The organism is Kitasatospora sp. NPDC029312, assembly GCF_055569215.1.
Map to the genome: position 1 here is coordinate 100,744 of NZ_JBVHXY010000019.1, position 17,400 is coordinate 118,143.

The following is a 17,400-nucleotide window of genomic DNA, read 5'->3' on the forward strand; positions in this document are numbered from 1 at the left end:
ATGTGGAGACAACACCAAGCACCGCCGTCCGTCGCCCCCGGGTCGGACACATCCGGTTCCTCAACTCGCTGCCCGTGTACTGGGGGCTGGCCCGGACCAGTGCCCTGCTCGACGTCGACCTGACCAGAAGGACCCCCGACGAGCTGAACGACGGGCTGGTCCGCGGGGACCTCGACATCTCGCCGATCAGCCTGGTCGAGTTCCTGCGCAACGCCGACCAGCTGGTGGTGCTGCCCGGGCTGGCGGTGGGCTGCGACGGCCCGGTGATGTCCTGCTCGATCGTCTCCCGGCTGCCGCTGGACCGGCTGGACGGCGCCCGGGTGGCGCTCGGCTCCACCTCCCGGACGTCGGTGTGCCTGGCCCGGCTGCTGCTCACGGAGCAGTACCGGGTCACCCCGCGGTACGAGGTCCGCCAGCCCGACCTGGAAGCGATGATGCGGGAGGCGGAGGCCGCCGTGGTCATCGGGGACGTCGCGCTGACGGCCTCGCTGTACCAGGCCGAGCAGTTGGGCCTGCACGTCCACGACCTCGGGCAGATGTGGAAGGACTGGACGGGGCTGCCGTTCGTCTTCGCGGTCTGGGCCGTCCGCCGCGACTACCTGGCCCGCCACCCCGCGCTGGTCCACCAGGTGCACCGCTCGCTGCTCGCCGCGCGCGACCTGGCTCTGGAGCACGTCCCCGGGATCGCCGAACAGGCCGCGCGCTGGGAGCCGTTCGACGCGTCCTCGCTGGAACGCTACTTCAAGACCCTCGACTTCCGGCTGGCGGAGGAGCAGTTCGCCGCCATCACCGAGTTCACCCGGCGGGCCGGCCCGATCGCCGGCTTCCCCACGGACACGCGGGTGCGGGTGCTCGGGGCATCGGGCTGACGCACGGGTGCCCGGCCCTCGAGCGATCGAGGGCCGGGCACTGCTCCGGGCGGCGCTGTCGCGACGGATGACCGCCGGTCAGCGCGCGGCGGTCTTGCGGGTGCGGCGGGAGACGGAGTCCAGGACGACGGCGGCGAGCAGGACCGCCCCGGTGATCATGTACTGGATGGCCTGGTCGACGTGGACCAGGTCGAGGCCGGTGATGATCGACTGGATGACCAGGATGCCCAGCAGGGCGGACCAGGTCTTGCCCCGCCCGCCGAACAGGCTGGTGCCGCCGATGACGGCCGCGGCGATGGAGTTCATCAGGACGTTGCCGCCTCCGAGGAGCTTGTCCGCGGAGCCCTGCTGGGAAGCGATGAACAGACCGCCGAGGGCGGCCATGCCGGCGGAGATCATGAAGACCGAGATCCGGACCCAGGCGACGTTGATGCCCGCCCGGCGGGCGGCCTCGACGCCACCGCCGACGGCGAAGATCTGCCGGCCGTAGCTGGTGCGGCGCAGGACGAAGTCGGTGACGACCACGACGGACAGGAAGACGAGCAGCGGCAGCGGCAGCCCGCGGTCCTGGTTGAGCATGTAGGCGGCGGTCAGCGCGATGACGGCGAGGACGCCGGTGCGCAGCGCGATCTCGCTCGCCGGGCGCGCACTGAGGCCCGCGGCGGTGCGGCGGCGGGAGTCGAGAACCTGCCCGGCGGCGAAGAGCGCGGTGCCGAGGACCGCGAGGCCCCAGGTGTAGGCGACGTCGCCGTCGCCGAGGAAGTAGGTGTCCAGGTTGGCCAGGACGCCGTCGTTGACGACGTTGACGGTGCCCTTGTCGCCGAGGACGTACATCTGCAGGCCGCTCCAGGCGAGCAGGCCGGCGAGGGTGACGACGAAGGCCGGGACGCCGATCTTGGCGAAGAAGAAGCCGTGCAGGGCGCCGATGGCGACGGCGGTGGCGACGGCGATGAGGCAGGCGAGCCACTCGTTGTAGCCGGAGCGCACGGACAGGACGGCGGCGATCGCGGCGGAGACGCCGGCGACCGAGCCGAGCGACAGGTCGATCTCGCCGAGCAGGAGCACGAACACGATGCCGACGGCGATCAGGCCGGGGCCGGCGATCCACTTGGTGATGTTGGTGAGGTTGTCGGCGTTGAGGAAGTCGCCGGTGACGCTCTGGAAGATGACGCCGATGAGGATCAGGCCGAGCACGACGGGCACGGAGCCGAGGTCGCCGTTCCTCATCTTCCGCTTGAACTCGGCGAGGTAGCCGGCGAGACCGGCCTCGCGGACGAGCAGGCGGGGGTCGACCGCGGGGGCGGCGGCCGCGTCCTCGGTGGTCGGTTCGGTGGTCACTTCGCTTCCTCCGCGAGTCGGGCCTGGCGCCGGGTCACGGCGTTCTCGGTGGCGCCGGTGATGGCGGAGATGATCTCCTCGTGCGAGGTGCCGGCCACCTCGAAGACGCCGTTGTTGCGGCCCAGGCGCAGGACGGCCACGGTGTCGGCGACGGCCTTGACGTCGGCCATGTTGTGGCTGATCAGGATGACGCCGAGGCCGCGGTCGCGCAGGCGCTCGACGAGGTCGAGGACCTGGGCGGTCTGCTCGACGCCGAGGGCGGCGGTGGGCTCGTCCAGGATGACGATCTTCGGGTCGCCGACCAGGGCGCGGGCGATGGCGACCACCTGGCGCTGGCCGCCGGAGAGGGCGGCGATGGGGATGCGCACGCTGGGGATGCGGATGGAGAGGGTGTCGAGCAGTTCGCGGGCGCGCTTCTCCATGGCGACCTCGTCGAGCAGGCCGAAGCTCTTCAGCTCCCGGCCGAGGAAGAGGTTGCCGACCACGTCCAGGTTGTCGCAGAGCGCGAGGTCCTGGTAGACGGTGGCGACGCCGAGGGTCTGGGCGTCGTTGGGGCGGTCGATGGAGACCGGCTCGCCCTCCCACTCGATGGTTCCCTCGTCGATGGGGTGGACGCCGGCGATGGTCTTCACCAGCGTGGACTTTCCGGCGCCGTTGTCGCCCACCAGGGCGACCACCTCGCCTGCGTGTACCTCCAGGTGCACGTCCGTCAGTGCCTGGACGGCGCCGAAGCGCTTGGAGATCCCGCGCAACGCCAGTACGGGTGCGCCTGTCACGTGAACCATCTCCTTCTTCCCCCGTGCGCGCCGTGATGGTGGGTCGGCGGCCGGGCTGGCCCGCGCGCCGTGCGGTGCGGTGCGGGCGGGTGAGCGTCGAAAGGGTGCTGCGGCGGGGCGGGGCCCGCCGTGGTGGGGGCGGGCTCCCCGGGGGGCGGGGAGCTCCGCCCGCGCGGGCTACTGCAGGCCGGCGGCGGCGCAGGCCGCGGCGTAGTCCGCGGTGCAGATGTCGGAGGCCTTGTAGAGGCCGTCGGCGATGACGGTGTCCTTGATGTTGGCCTTGGTGACGACCTTCGGGTCGAGCAGCTTGGCCGGGATGCCCTTGTCGGTGGCGCTGTCGACGCTGGCGGTGGCGACGGACTTGACGTCCTTGCCCTGCAGGAGGTCGACGGCCAGCTCGGCGGCGCTCTCGGCGAGCGGCTTGTAGGCCTTGTAGATGGTGTAGGCCTGGTCGCCGTTGACGATGCGCTGGACGGCGTCGAGACCGGCGTCCTGGCCGCCGACGGGGACCTTGATGCCCGCGCCCTGGAGCTGGGTGATGATGGCGCCGGCCATGCCGTCGTTGGCGGAGTAGACGGCCTGGAAGCCGTCCTTGCCGAGCTGGGTGATCGCGGCGCCGATCTTCTGGCCGGCGACGGTGGGCTTCCACTCGCCGGACTGCTCGTAGACGACCTTCTTGACCTTGCCGTCGAGGACCTTGTGGGCGCCGGCCTTGAACTGACCGGCGTTCGGGTCCGCGTCATCGCCGTTGATCATGACGATGTTGGCGTCCGCGGCCTTGTCCCCGAGGGCGTCGACCAGGGCCTGGCCCTGGAGCTCGCCGACCTTCTCGTTGTCGAAGGACGCGTAGGCGGCAACCGGCCCGGTGGCCAGGCGGTCGTACGCGACGACCTTGACGCCCTTGGCGGCGGCCTCCTTGACCCAGGCCTGGGTGGAGGTGGCGTCGAAGGCGTCCAGGACGATGACCTTGACGCCCTGGGCAATCAGGGTGTCGAACTGCTGCTTCTGCTTGGCGGCGCTGCCCTCGGCGTTGTTGTAGAGCACCTTGCAGTCCGCGCACAGGGCCTTGACCTTGGCCTCGATGAACGGCCGGTCGAAGGACTCGTAGCGCGTGGAGGACGCGTTCTCGGGCAGGAGCAGACCGATGGACTTGGTGTCGCCCGAGGCGGCGGAGTCCTTCTTGTCACCGCCGGCCTTGCCGCACGCGGCCATGGACAGGGCCATCGAGACAGCCGCGGTGGCGATGACGGCTCGACGCATCGTTGCGTTCATGTGGGGGTGCCTCCCTGACGTCGCCGCGACAGTGCGGCGGGGTGGGAGGGAGTCAACCCGCATAGGACAGATTCAGTCAAGAAGTAAATCCATTACGAGACAAGGATGCGCCTTTTCGTTATCTTCCTGAAGGCATCCGTTAAGCCGGGCGAGCCGGACGATTCGGATGATCACCTGCCAGCCGGCCGCTGCGGCTGGGCTATGATCCGTTCAGCCGCTTGCGGGGCCGATGTGTTCAAGACGTGTCGACTGAACGGTCCCGGCGGGCCGGCGCGGTTCCTCCTCGGCGCCCCACCGGAGGGGCGGCTCGACCCCACCCGCGACAGTGCGGAGCGAACTCCCCCTTCTCGTACGGCAACTGACGCTACGTCAGGTGCACGTCACTCCTTCCGTCCTCTGGTGTACCCGCCTACCGCCCCTTCCTCACGCACCGGCCGACGGCCGGGCGGAAGCGGACGGGGCACCGGTGCGGACGATCGTCCCCACGCCCGGGCCGGAAGGCGCCGCGCCCCCTCTCCCTACCGCGCACCCCGCACCCGCACCCGCACCCGCACCCGCACCCGCGGGGACCGCGAGACCGACGCCTGTGATACAGCTAGGGCGGCAGGGACGGTTGGTGACCGATCGGAGGGGAAGGCCCATGGCGGAGCAGCGAGTTGTGATCGTGACCGGAGGCGGCACCGGGATCGGCGCGGCCACCGCACGGCTCTTGCGGGAGGGCGGCCACGAAGTCGTCGTCTCCGGACGGCGCAGCGAGCCGCTGGACCGCGTCGCGCGGGAGACCGGCGCGCTGGCCCATCCCGCCGACACGACCGACCCCGAGGCCGTCCGCGAGCTCGTGGAGAGCACCGTCGCCCGCCACGGGCGCCTCGACGGGCTGGTGGTCAACGCCGGAGTCGGCCGCGGCGGCGGCGTCGGCGAGACCTCCGACGAGGACTGGGACCTGGTGCTGCGCACCAATCTCACCGGCCCGTTCCTGACCATGCGGGCGGCCCTGCCGCACCTGCTGCGGGCCCGCGGCGCGGTCGTCGCCGTCGCCTCCGTCTCGGCGCTGCGCAACGGCACGGCCAACGCCGCCTACGCCGCGTCCAAGGCCGCCCTGCTGCAGTTGTGCACCTCCCTGGCCGTCGACTACGGCGCACGCGGACTGCGGGCCAACACGGTGTGCCCCAGCTGGGTGCGCACCGAGATGGCCGACCGTCGGATGGCCCGCTTCGCCGAGGAGGCGCAGCTGGGCGGCGGTGACAGCGCCGACGGCGGCGCCGACTGCGGGAAGGACGCGGCCTACGCCGAGGCCACCCGGCTGCTCCCGGTGGGCCGTCCCGCCGAGCCGCGCGAGGTGGCCGAGGCCGTCGCCTGGCTGCTGTCCCCGGCCGCCTCCTTCGTCAACGGCGCGACCCTCACCGTGGACGGCGGCGCGACCGCCGTGGACCCGGGCACCCTGCCCTTCGCCTATCGGATCGATCCGCGCGAGCCCTCCGCCTGACCCGGCTCGCGGCCGAACGCTGCCTGCTCCCCCGCCCCGGTGCGGAGGGCGGGCGACGCCCGCCATGGCCGGCTGGACGGCCTTCGCACAGCTGCGGGTCGCCGCGGGCCGAGGCTCCGCAAGCCGCCGACCGGTGTGCCCTGGTCGACGCACCGCGCGCCGCACCACCCGATCGGGCGAACCACGTGGCAAAGGCCAGCGGCACGGGCCGGGCCGCGTCGACACTGGTCGGCGTTGACGGGTTCCCGGTCGGAAAGGTGCGGTGACCGATGGCGAAGAGCACGATCCTGCTCGCGTTGCACGAGGGTCCGGTCCGGACGGGGGCCGTCGGCGAGCAACTCCGGCGGATGGGGAAGGAACTGGAGAACCGGGGTTTCGACCTGCGCTGGGCCGCCAGCGCTCGCGACGCCCGGGCCGTGCTGCAGACCGAGGCCGGGATCGCCGCGGCCGTCGTCGCCTGGGACCTCACGTCCGGAGGCGGGCCCGGAAGCGGGCCGGGCGCTCCGCAGGACGGCGGCGCGACCGTGCTGCGGACGATCGGGCGGCGCTTCAAGGACCTCCCCTCGTTCCTGGTCATGTCCGACGACTCCGAGCGGGAGTTCGAAGCGCTGCCGCTCTGGGTCTCCGAGGTGGTGACCGGATACATCTGGCCCCTGGAGGACACCCCCGCCTTCGTCGCCGGCCGGGTCGAGGCCGCCGCACGCGCCTATCACAGCGACATCCTGCCGCCGTTCTTCAAGGCCTTGCGGCGCTTCGACGACGCACACGAGTACTCGTGGCACACCCCCGCCCACTCGGGCGGCGTCGCATTCCTCAAGTCCCCGGCGGGGCGGGCGTTCTTCGACTACTACGGTGAGCGCCTGTTCCGCACCGACCTGTCGATCTCGGTCGGTGAGCTCGGGTCGCTGTTCGAGCACACCGGCCCGATCGGCGACGCCGAGCGCAACGCGGCCCGGGTGTTCGGGGCCGACCGCACCTACTTCGTCCTGCACGGCGACTCCACCGCCGACCGCATGGTGGGCCACTACAGCGTCACCCGGGACGAGATCGCGCTGGTGGACCGCAACTGCCACAAGTCGGTGCTGCACGGCCTGGTGATCTCCGGCGCCCGCCCGGTCTACCTCGTGCCCACCCGCAACGGGTACGGGCTGGCCGGACCGCTGCCGCCGACCGGGACGGACCCGGCAGCGGTGCGCGCCCGGATCGCGGCCAATCCGCTGACCGCCGGCGCCCTCGGCCCGGAAGCGCAGTACGCCGTGATCACCAACTCGACCTACGACGGACTCTGTTACGACACCGTCCGAACCGCCCGCGCGCTCGCGCCCAGCACGCCGCGGCTGCACTTCGACGAGGCGTGGTTCGCGTACGCCCGCTTCCACCCCCTCTACGAGGGCCGCTACGGCATGGCGGTCGGCCCGGAGACCTTCGACGATCCGCAACGGCCCACGGTCTTCTCTACCCAGTCGACGCACAAACTGCTCGCCGCCCTCTCGCAGAGCGCGATGGTCCACGTGCGGTCGGCATCCCGGGCGCCGGTCGAGCATGAGCGGTTCAACGAGGCCTTCATGATGCACGGCACCACCTCGCCGTTCTACCCCGGGATCGCCTCGCTGGACGTCGCCACGGCCATGATGGACGGCCCGCAGGGGCAGTGGCTGATCGACGAGGCCGTCACCGAGGCCATCAGGTTCCGCCAGGCTGTGGTGCGGACGGCGCGACGGATCGAGGCCGCCGGCGACCGGCCCCCGTGGTTTTTCGGCGTCTGGCAGCCGGAGACCGTCACCGACCCGGCCACCGGCGAGCGCTTCGACTTCGCGGACGCCCCGGCCGCCCTGCTGGGCCGGGAGCCGAGCTGCTGGCACCTGGAACCAGGGGCGGCCTGGCACGGCTTCCCCGACCTCACCGAGGGCTACTGCCTGCTCGACCCGGTCAAGGTCACCCTGACCTGTCCCGGCGTCACGGCCACCGGCGAGACGGCCGACTGGGGCGTGCCGGCCCGGATCCTGACTGCCTACCTGGCCGGGCGCGGCATCGTCGTGGAAAAGACCGACAGCTACAGCACCCTCATCCTCTTCTCCATGGGCATCACCAAGGGGAAGTGGGGCACCCTGATGGACGGGTTGATGGACTTCAAGGCGCTGCACGACGGTGACGCCCCGCTCGACCGCGTCCTGCCCGGCCTCGTCGAGCAGTACCCCCACCGCTACGCCGGCCTGACGCTCGGCCGGCTCTGCTGGCAGATGCACGAGCACCTCACCGGCGCGGAGCTGATCGACGCCCTCGACACGGCGTTCCGCGAGCTGCCCGAGCCTGTCGCTCCGCCCCAACACTGCTACCAGCAGTTGATCCGCGGCGGTACCGAGCGGCTCCCGCTGGCGCGGGCCGCCGGCCGGGTGGCCGCCGCGATGGTCACCGTGACGCCACCCGGGATCCCGGTGCTGATGCCGGGCGAGTCCGTCGGCGAACCGGGCGGTCCGCTGCTGCGCTACCTGGGGGCCCTGGAGGAGTTCGACCGGCAGTTCCCGGGGTTTCGCAGCGAGACGCACGGCGTCACCGTCGACCCGAGCACCGGCGACTACCTGATCGAGTGCGTCCGCGAGCCCTGACCACCGGACCGGCCGACGCCCCCCGGCGCACCGGACGCCCCCACCGCACCCCGCACCCCGCCCGCTGCACCCCGCCCACTCCCCAGTTCCGTGGGCCGGGCCAGCCTTCCGGTCGGGTCCGTCCCCTGCGCGGACCCGACCGGGTCCCCCCTGGGTGGGTGCGGAGTCCGGTGCGGTCGGAACCGACCTTAGGCGGGGGCGCCTTACCGATGCCTTACCGATCCGCTCACCGATCGGCCTGCGCCAGTCCGCCCCGGTAAGCCGACCGGGGTGAGCCGGCCCGGATGAGCCGGCCTCGGCAAGCCGACCCGGCTCAGTTGCCGTGGCTGAGCGCGTCGGTGCCGCCGTTCGCGGCCCCGCGCCCATCGGGCGTGTCGCTCAGCTCGCGGGCCTCCGCCAGGACCCTCGCGGCCGACTCGGGCAGCCCGGACGCCTCGTAGGCCCGGCCGAGGGCGCGCAGCGCATCGGCGAGGAAGGAGCGCCAGCCCCGGGCGCGCCACACGAGGACCGACTCCTCCAGGTGGGCGACGGCCGCGGCGTGCTCCCCCGCCGCGAGGTCCAGCTCTCCGAGGATGCCGAGGGCCTGGGCGAGGTGGTGGCCCAGGTCGAGGCGCCGGGCGATGGCGAGGGCCGCCTCGGCGGTCGGGCGGGCCCGGTCGTCGCCGGTGGCCGCGTACAGCGTGGCGAGGTAGAGCAGCGAGAAGGCCTCCACGTAGCGGTCCTGGAGGGAGCGGGCCATGGCGAGGGAGCGGCTGAGCAGTTCGCAGCCCAGCTCCACCCGACCGGCCCGGCCGTGGGCGGCGCCCAGGAACTGGATCGCGGTCGCCTCGAAGCGGGTGTTGCCGATGAACCGGGCCAGCCGCAGGGCCTCGGTCAGGTGCTCGATCGTGCGGTCGAGGTCGGTCTCGCCGTGGGCGATGGCGATGATCTGGTGCGCCTTGGCCCTCCCGCCCGGGTGGTCGTGGACGGTGGCGAGGTCCAGGGCCTGGTGGGCGGTGTCCAGCGCCTCGCGTTCGCGGCCCTGGGCCACCAGGCTCCAGGCGGTCAGCACGAGGGCGTCGGCGCTCCCGCACGGTTCGCGGACCTGCTCGAACAGCCGCTGCAGCTGCCGGGCGCGGCCCTCCAGGGAGACCATCGTCTGGGTGCTGTCGGTCGGGGTCGTCCAGGTCGTCACCTCGATGAGGCCGCGGGTGAGCACGGCCGTGCCCCGGGCGTCGCCGGCCGTCCGGCAGGCCTCCAGGACGGCGAGGTGGGTGGTGCGCCAGTCGTCGTAGAGTCCGCGTACGTCGCAGTACTTCTCCTGACAGGCCGCGAGCTCCCAGGCGGCGGACACCAGGCCCAGTGCCGCGGCCTGCCGGGCGCTCGCGTTCAGGGCCGGCTGCTCGGCGTCGAACCAGGCCGTCGGGTCGTCCAGCAGGGCGGCCGTGAGGGCGGTGGGCAGCGGGTGGCGCGGTGCGTCGCCGTGGATCGGGGCGAAGCACGGGCCGGGCACCTGGTCCGCGGCCCGCTCCGCCAGCCAGAGCCAGGCGCCGAAGGCCCGTTCCAGGGCGGCGGCGCGGACGGCCGGCTCGTCGGTGGCCTCGGCGTGCTCGCGCGCGTACAGCCGGACGAGGTCGTGGAAGCGGTAGCGCGGGTGCGGCTGCGCGCCGGTGTCCTGGAGCAGTTGGGCGTCGACGAGCTCCTCCAGCTGCCGTTCGGCCTCCTGCGGCGGGACGTCGGCGAGCGCCGCCGCGGTCCAGGGTGCGAAGTCGGGCGCCTCCAGCAGGCCGAGCAGCCGGAAGGTCCGGCGGGTCGGTTCCGTCAGCCGGGCGCAGCCGACGGCGAACGCGGTCCGTACGGCCAGGTCGCCCGCCGCCAGTTCGTCCAGGCGTCGGCGTTCGTCGCGCAGCAGCTCGGCGAGCCGGGTCAGGGGCCAGCGCGGCCGGGCGGCCAGCCGGGCCCCGGCGATGCGGACGGCCAGCGGCATGCCGCCGCACAGTTCGGCGATCGCGGCGGCGCCGAACGGTTCGGCGGCGACCCGGCGGTCGCCGAGGATGCGGCGCAGCAGGGTCTGGGCGTGGTCGGTGTCGAGTTCGGCGAGGTCCACGAGGTGGGCGCCGGGCAGGGCGGTCAGCGGGGCTCGACCGGTGACGAGCGCGGCCGAGCGCGGCCCGCCGTTTCCGCTCGGGTGTGCCGGGGTGCCGGGGAGCAGCGGCCTGACCTGCTGCTCGCCGGCTGCGTTGTCGAGGAGGACGAGCACCCGGCGGTCGGCGAGCAGGGTGCGGTACAGCGCGGAGCGCTCGTCGAGTGCCTCCGGGATCTCCCGGGCGTCGGCGCCGAGGGCGCGCAGGAAGCCGGCCAGGACGCGGGCGGGGTCGGCGGGTGTGTCGTCGGCCCCGCGCAGGTCCGCGTACAGTCGTCCGTCCGGGTAGTCGGCGGCGGCCCGGTGGGCGGTGTGGACGGCCAACGCCGTCTTGCCGATGCCGCCCATGCCGGCGATCACCGGCACCCGGCCGTCGGCCAGGGCGTCCAGAACGGCCTGCGCCTGGTCCTCGCGGCCGGTGAAGTCCGGTAGGTCGGGCGGGAGTTGGGAGGGGGCGCGGGGCGGTCTGAGGTCGGCGCCCGGGCCCTCGCGGCCGTGGGCGAGGAGCGCCAGGAACACCTGCTGCGCCTGCTCGCCGGGCTCGATCCCGAGTTCCTCCGCCAGCCGCCCGCGCAGGGCCTGGAAGCGGCGCAGCGCCTCGGCCGCCCGGCCGTCCGCCGCCAACAGCTCCAGCAGGGCGGCGTGCAGGGGCTCGTCGAACGGGTGCTCGTCCGCGAGCGCGGCCACGGCGGGGACGGCGCCGCGGGGTGCGCCGTCCGTCAGCGCCGCCCGGGCCAGGGACAGCGCGGCGGCGCGCACCTCGTCCTCCACGGAGGTCACCAGCGGGTCCGCGCGGTTCAGCCGCTCCAGCCCGGCCAGCACCGGCCCGCGGCGCAGCCCGAGTGCCGCCGCGAGGTCACCGTCGGCGGCGAGCCCGCGGAACCGGGCGAGGTCCACCGCGTCCGGTCCGGTCGTCAGCCGGTAGCCCTGGGCGTCGGAGTCCAGTACCACCGACTCGTCCCCGAACCGCCCGAGCCAGGTGCGCAAACGGGACATTCCGGTGTGCACCGCGCCCCGTCCGACGTGGTCCGCCTGCTCCGCCCACACCAGCTCCAGCAACCGCCCGACGGACAGCCGCTCGCCCTCCGCGAGCAGCAGCGCCCCCAGCAGCCCCCGCAGCACGGCGGCCCTCGGCGGCGTCTGCGGCGCCGCGTCCACGGCGACCGCCAAGGGGCCCAGCAGTCCGAACGTCATTCCCATCGCTTCAGTCCCTCGAAGGCTCGCGACCACGGCGAGGCCCCCGGCAGTGCCGCCGGTGGGCGGCGGGCGTCGGCCCCGGTGTGGTCATGACCCTAGTACGGGCACCGAACGACCGCGATCGTCCGCCCCGCGGGCGGTCAGCCCCAGGGCGGCCTGCCGCTCCCCTCCGCCCACAGCGCGAGCGCCCGCCGGTCGACGGCCCGGATGCCGACCTTCGCGCAGAACGCGGCGGCCGGTTTGGTGAACGAGCTGGTCGTCACCACGGCGGCGAGGTCGCAGCGGTGCACGTCGCGGTAGGTGCCGTTGACCTTCTGGACGTCATCGGAGCTGACGAAGGTGCGCGGCCCGTACCGCTTGGCCTGGATCAGGATCCGCCGCCCGGTGGGCGTCGTCGCCAGGACGTCCGCCGCGAGGTCCCCGGCTCCGCCGACCACGGCCACCTTCGTGCAGCCGTCCCGCCGGCACAGGTCCGCCAGCGCGTGCTCGAAGGCCTTGGGGCTCATCGTCAGGAACGGCCCGATGTGCCGCAACTGCGCCGCCCGCGCGGCGGACTCCCGTTGTCCGGCGCGCACCCGGACACCCAGCACCGCCGCACCCGCTCCCGCGCCAAGAAGGGCCACGGCGCCGACCAGCAGCAGGTGCTGGGCCAGCCACCGCACCACCACCGAGACCAGGACGAGTCCGGCCACCACCGCCGTACCGGCCGGCACCGCGTTATCCCCGGTCCGCCGCGCCCGGCGGGCGCGGTACGGCCGGCGTCGTCGGACGGTCCTGCGGGCCACGGCATTCCCCCTCGCGCCACGGTGTCCCCGCGAGCGTAGGAGCCACCGCCGTCCGGGCACCCTCGATCCCGGCGAGCTGCCCGGCCGACGAGCCCGAGTTGTCCGGATCCCGACCCCCGGCGGCCGAACGAGCCTTGTGCTCGGGCGACTTGGCCTCCCTTTTGCTCGGGCGACTTGGCCTCGTGGCGGTTCCCGGACCGGGCGGCCGGCTCACTGGTACCAGGTGCGGAGCACGGCCGCCGTCTCCCGGACGTCGGCGGCGCCGGCGCGGATGCGGGCGGCGAGGGCGACGGCCTGGTCGGGGCCGGCGGTGACGGTGAGGCCGGAGGCGGCGAGGTAGGAGGCGGCGACCACGGCGGCGAAGTGCTCGTTGCCGGACTCCAGGGCGGGGACGCGGATCAGTTGGTGCATCAGGGCGGCGGCGCGCTGGTGCACGGCTTCGTAGACGGGGACGCCCAGGACGCTGTCGGCGTGGCGGGCCACGGCGGCGGCGAGGGTGCCGTAGTCGGTGATGTCCGGGTCGTTCGGCAGGCACTGGTGGGCGATGTCCAGGAGCCAGGCCCGGTCGATCCGCAGGATCACGCGTCGCCCGCCGTGGCGACGGGGGCGGGGTGGACGGCACCGTCCGGTGATGGCACGGTCAGCTGCTTCATGGAGCGAGCGTAGCGAGGTGTAGCAGGCGCTACCAAGGGCCGGACCCTTCGGACGGCGGTGCTGCCCGACCGGAGGGGCCGGGCAGGTCAGAACCACTCGGGCGCGCAGTCCGCCGCCGTCCGGTCCAGGCTGTCGAGCAGGTCGAACTGCGGCCCGGTGCGCGGCAGTTCGACCCGGAAGAAGTACCGGGCCGCCTGCCGCTTGCCCTCGCGGAAGGCGTCCCGCCCGTCGCCCAGCGCGAGGAACTGTTCCAGCCAGATCCAGGCGAGCACCACGTGGCCGACGGCCTCCAGGTAGGTCGAGGCGTTGGCCAGGGCGGTGGCCGGGTCCCCGGTCGACCAGAGCAGGGCGGTGGTCCGCCCGATCCGGGCCGCGGCCCGCCGTAGCGCGGCGGCGAGTCCGGCCGCCTCGCCGCCGGTCTCCTCGGCCCGCGCGGCGGTCGCGGTGAAGGTGTCCAGCAGCAGCTTCAGCCCCGCGCCGCCGTCCATGACGACCTTGCGGCCGAGCAGGTCCAGGCCGTGGATCCCGTGGGTGCCCTCGTGGATGGGGTTGAGCCGGTTGTCGCGGTAGAACTGCTCGACGTCGTACTCGCGGGTGTAGCCGTAGCCGCCGTGCACCTGGATGGCGAGGTCGTTGGCGGCCAGGCACCATTGCGAGGGCCAGCTCTTGGCGATCGGCGTCAGGACGTCGAGCAGCAGGTGGGCGCGGGCGCGCTCGGCCTCCTCCGGGGCGGTGGCCTCCTCGTCCAGGAGGCGGCTGCAGTACAGGCCGAGGGCGAGGGCGCCCTCGACGTAGCTCTTCTGCGCCAGCAGCATCCGGCGCACGTCCGGGTGCTCGATGATCGGCACCTGCGGGGCGCCGGGGTCCTTGGCGGCGAGCGGACGGCCCTGGGGTCGGGTGCGGGCGTAGTCGAGGGCGTGCAGGTAGCCGGTGTAGCCGAGGGCGGTGGCGCCCTGGCCGACGCCGATCCGGGCCTCGTTCATCATGTGGAACATGTAGGCGAGACCGTGGTGGGCCTCGCCCACCAGGTGGCCGACCGCGCCCGGGGCACCCCCGGGGGTGTGCCGCCCCTCGCCGAAGTTGAGCAGGGTGTTGGTGGTGCCCCGGTAGCCCATCTTGTGGTTGAGCCCGGCCAGGACGACGTCGTTCCGCTCGCCGAGGGTGCCGTCCGGCCGGACCAGGAACTTGGGCACGATGAACAGCGAGATGCCCTTCACTCCCGCCGGGCCGCCGGGGATCTTGGCCAGCACCAGGTGGACGATGTTCTCGCTCAGTTCGTGGTCGCCACCGGAGATCCACATCTTGGTGCCGGTGATCCGGTACGTGCCGTCGCCCTGCGGGACGGCCCTGGTGGTGATGTCCGCGAGCGAGGAGCCGGCCTGGGGCTCCGACAGGCACATGGTGCCGAAGAAGCGGCCCTCGACCATGGGGCGCACATAGGTGTCGACCTGCTCCGGACTGCCGTGGGCCCGCAGCAGGTTGGCGTTGCCGACGGTGAGGAGCGGGTAGGAGGCGGTGGCGATGTTGGCGGCCTGGAACCAGGCCCGGCAGGCGTTGGCGACCACGACGGGCAGCTGCTGGCCGCCGACCTCGTAGTCCATCGCGGCGCCGACCAGCCCGGCTTCGGCGAAGACCCCCAGGGCCTCCTTGACCTCCGGGATGAGGTGCACCCGCTCGCCGTCGAAGCGGGGCTCCTCGGCGTCGTTCTTCTTGTTGTGGGGGGCGAAGTGCCGGGTCGCGATCGTCTCGCTGAGTTCGAGGACCGCGTCGAAGGTGTCCCGGTCGTGGTCGGCGAAGCGGGGGCGGCGGGTCAGGGTGGTGACGTCCAGCCACTCGTGCAGCAGGAAGTCGAGGTCGCGGCGGGAGAGCAGCAGGGAGTCCACGATGAGGCGTCCGATCGGGAGGCGGCGGAAAGGGGCACGGCGCTACGCCGCACCCCCGGCTGAAGTGCGATCCGGTCCACGGCCGTTGCCGGGCGCGAACCGGTTGACCTCCGCGACATCCTGCTCCAGCCTCAGGATCTAAGCAAGCGCTTAGTCATTTCGAAGAAGAGGCGAACCATTAGCGGGCGAGGCCCGCCGACGGGCCGGCGGCCGGCCGGTCACGCCGGGCGACGGGCGAGGCGGGGCAGGACCGTCCGGAAGGTGGTCGGCCCGGGTGCGTCGACGACAGCGAGCGTTCCCCCGTGGATGGCGGCGATGTCACGGGCGATCGGCAGGCCGAGTCCGGTGCCGCCGTCGTCCCGGCTCCGGGCGTCGTCCAGGCGGGCGAAGCGTTCGAAGATCTTCTCCCGGTCGGCGCCGTCGATCTCCGGCCCGTCGTTGGCGACGTCCAGCACGGCGGCCGGACCGGAGCCCCGGCCGGCCGGCCGTTCGGTGCCGAGACGGACGGTGACGCGGCCCCGGGCGTGCCGCTGGGCGTTGTCGAGCAGGTTGGTGAGCAGCCGTCCGAGCCACAGCGGGTTGCCGGACACGGTGACGGCGTCGGGCAGCTCGACCGTGACGGGGTGGGGCTCGGCGCCCCGGGCCGCAAGCGTGCTGTGCACCAGCTCCACCAAGTCGACGGGCTCGCCCGGCCAGTCGTGTCCGGCCGCGTCCAGCCGGGCGAGCAGCAGCAGGTCGGTGGCCAGGGCCTGGAGCCGTTCGGTGTCCTCCAGGGCGCCCGCCACCAGGTCCGCGCGGACCTCGGGATCGGGGTGGGCGAGGGCCACTTCCAGCTGGGTGCGCAGCACGGTGAGGGGGCTGCGCAGTTCGTGGGAGGCGTCGGCGATGAAGCGGCGCTGTCGGGCCCCGGCGGCTTCCAGGCGGCCGAGCATCGCGTTCATGGTGCCGGCCAGCCGGGCGATCTCGTCGTCGCTGCGGGGTTCGGGCACCCGGCGGTCGAGGTCGCGGTCGCCGATCGCGGCGACCTCGGCGCGGATGGCCTCCACCGGCCGCAGGGCGCGTCCGGTCGCCCGCCAGGTCAGGGCGCCGACGGTGAGCAGCAGGACGGTGCTCAGTACGGCGAGGGCGGCGGTGGTGAGGTCCTCGGCGGCGTCCACGGTGCGCAGCGAGGCGCCGACGTGGATGGTGACCGGGCCGGTGGGGGTGGCGGCGGTCAACGTGGTGACGCGCTGGTGGTGTTGGTCGCCCAAGGCGCGCAGGTTGAAGGTGCTGTGGCCGTCCGGGTGGCCGGTGGGGGCGACGGCGGGGCGGCCGGTCAGGTTCTGGCTGGCGGCGACCACCCGGCCGGCCGCGTCGACCACCTGGATGAAGTCGGTGCCGTGGTCGAGCGGCAGCTGGCTGTCCAGGTGCCCGTCCTCGGCCTGGCGGGCGACGGCCTGGGCCTGCTCGCGGGCGCCGTCCTCCACCGTCCGGGCCAGATTGGCGCGCAGCAGCAGGATGACGGCGGCCGAGGCGACGGCGAGGACGAGGGCGACGCTGAGACAGGCCGCCAGCGTGGTGCGGGCGCGGACGGAGCGCGGGGTCAGCCGGCCGGCCCAGGAGGCGAGACGCGCCGAGGTGCGGTCAGCCACCGTCGGCCGCCAGGCGGTAGCCCGCACCGCGCACGGTCTGCACCGCGGCGCGGCCGTACGGGGTGTCGATCTTGCGCCGCAGGGCGCTGACGTGGACTTCGACGGTGTTGGGGTCGCTGTCCGGGCCGCTGTCCCAGACCGCCTCGAGGATCTCCCGCTTGGAGACGGCCTCCCCGGCCCGGCGGGCGAGGTGGTCGAGGATCGCGAACTCGCGCGGGGTGAGGGCGATGGGCGAGCCGCCCCGGGTGCAGGTGCGGGCGGCGGAGTCCACCACCAGGTCGCCCAGGACGGTGCGCCGGGGCGCCCGGCTGCCGATCCGGCGGGCGAGCGCCCTGAGCCGGGCGACGAGCACCACGAAGGAGAACGGCTTGGAGAGGTAGTCGTCGGCGCCGGTGTCCAGCGCCTCGGCCTCGTCCCACTCGCCGTCCTTGGCGGTGAGCATCAGGATGCCGACGTCGCTGCCCGAGGCCCGCAGCCGGGAGCAGACCCGGTAGCCGTTGAGGCCCGGGAGCATGATGTCGAGGACGACCACGTCGTAGGCGTGCTCCATGGCCCGGGCCAGGCCGGTCAGGCCGTCGTGGGCGACGTCGACGGTGAATCCCTCGGCGGCCAGCCCGTGCTGCAGGGCCAGGGCCAGCCGACGTTCGTCCTCCACCACCAGTACGCGCATGCCCACCAGGGTCGCAGGTCGCCCCGGCGGGAAGCTGAAGGGGTCTTCAGGTCTTCAGCCGATCTTCAGCAAGGCCCGGACATCCTGTCCGTCTCGCCCGGGGACGGCCCG

Annotated in this window: 12 protein-coding genes; 3 read left to right on the top strand and 9 right to left on the bottom strand. The window is 73.6% G+C overall.

Going from position 1 to position 17,400, the window contains the following annotated elements; translation table 11 throughout:
• The first annotated feature begins 2 nt into the window (after positions 1–2).
• A complete protein-coding gene (locus tag ACZ4WV_RS17930) occupies positions 3–869 on the top strand; it encodes a menaquinone biosynthetic enzyme MqnA/MqnD family protein (protein WP_465747671.1) in 867 nt (288 codons plus the stop codon).
• A 78-nt stretch (positions 870–947) separates the two neighbouring features.
• Here the strand turns inward: ACZ4WV_RS17930 and ACZ4WV_RS17935 are convergent, their stop codons facing one another.
• The 3 genes from ACZ4WV_RS17935 to ACZ4WV_RS17945 all read right to left on the bottom strand — a co-directional run bounded on the left by ACZ4WV_RS17935 (position 948) and on the right by ACZ4WV_RS17945 (position 4,255).
• Complete coding sequence (locus ACZ4WV_RS17935) at positions 948–2,207, bottom strand: sugar ABC transporter permease (protein WP_465747673.1); 1,260 nt, start codon at positions 2,205–2,207, stop codon at positions 948–950.
• Positions 2,204–2,992, bottom strand: coding sequence for an ATP-binding cassette domain-containing protein (locus ACZ4WV_RS17940; RefSeq protein WP_465747675.1), 789 nt, complete (start codon positions 2,990–2,992; stop codon positions 2,204–2,206). Before ACZ4WV_RS17940 ends, ACZ4WV_RS17935 begins: the two co-directional genes overlap by 4 nt.
• Before the next feature lie 168 nt (positions 2,993–3,160).
• Positions 3,161–4,255 (bottom strand): sugar ABC transporter substrate-binding protein, encoded by a 1,095-nt coding sequence (locus tag ACZ4WV_RS17945; protein WP_465747677.1) that lies wholly within the window; start codon positions 4,253–4,255, stop codon positions 3,161–3,163.
• Positions 4,256–4,895: 640 nt separating this feature from the next.
• On the opposite strand from ACZ4WV_RS17945, the gene ACZ4WV_RS17950 reads away from it, so the two are divergent.
• Together ACZ4WV_RS17950 and ACZ4WV_RS17955 are read left to right on the top strand one after the other, a co-directional pair.
• Positions 4,896–5,741: an SDR family NAD(P)-dependent oxidoreductase gene (locus ACZ4WV_RS17950; RefSeq protein ID WP_465747679.1), complete on the top strand. Its 846-nt coding sequence runs from the start codon at positions 4,896–4,898 to the stop codon at positions 5,739–5,741.
• Between the two features lie 269 nt (positions 5,742–6,010).
• Positions 6,011–8,347, top strand: coding sequence for an Orn/Lys/Arg family decarboxylase (locus ACZ4WV_RS17955; protein ID WP_465747681.1), 2,337 nt, complete (start codon positions 6,011–6,013; stop codon positions 8,345–8,347).
• A gap of 313 nt (positions 8,348–8,660) precedes the next feature.
• Here ACZ4WV_RS17955 and ACZ4WV_RS17960 read toward each other — a convergent pair whose 3' ends face one another.
• The 6 genes from ACZ4WV_RS17960 to ACZ4WV_RS17985 form a co-directional block, all read right to left on the bottom strand.
• Complete coding sequence (locus tag ACZ4WV_RS17960; protein ID WP_465747683.1) at positions 8,661–11,669, bottom strand: ATP-binding protein; 3,009 nt, start codon at positions 11,667–11,669, stop codon at positions 8,661–8,663.
• A 137-nt stretch (positions 11,670–11,806) separates the two neighbouring features.
• Positions 11,807–12,379 (bottom strand): restriction endonuclease, encoded by a 573-nt coding sequence (locus ACZ4WV_RS17965; protein ID WP_465747685.1) that lies wholly within the window; start codon positions 12,377–12,379, stop codon positions 11,807–11,809.
• A gap of 282 nt (positions 12,380–12,661) precedes the next feature.
• The gene (locus tag ACZ4WV_RS17970) at positions 12,662–13,033 is read right to left on the bottom strand and encodes a fic family toxin-antitoxin system, toxin component (protein ID WP_465747687.1); all 372 of its coding nucleotides are present in this window, start codon (positions 13,031–13,033) and stop codon (positions 12,662–12,664) included.
• A 158-nt stretch (positions 13,034–13,191) separates the two neighbouring features.
• Entirely contained in the window at positions 13,192–14,988 is a 1,797-nt protein-coding gene (locus ACZ4WV_RS17975) for an acyl-CoA dehydrogenase (RefSeq protein ID WP_465747689.1), read from the bottom strand.
• Positions 14,989–15,206: 218 nt separating this feature from the next.
• Entirely contained in the window at positions 15,207–16,619 is a 1,413-nt protein-coding gene (locus ACZ4WV_RS17980; RefSeq protein ID WP_465747691.1) for a sensor histidine kinase, read from the bottom strand.
• Positions 16,612–17,289 (bottom strand): response regulator transcription factor, encoded by a 678-nt coding sequence (locus ACZ4WV_RS17985; RefSeq protein WP_465747693.1) that lies wholly within the window; start codon positions 17,287–17,289, stop codon positions 16,612–16,614. Before ACZ4WV_RS17985 ends, ACZ4WV_RS17980 begins: the two co-directional genes overlap by 8 nt.
• Between the last annotated feature and the right edge of the window lie 111 nt (positions 17,290–17,400).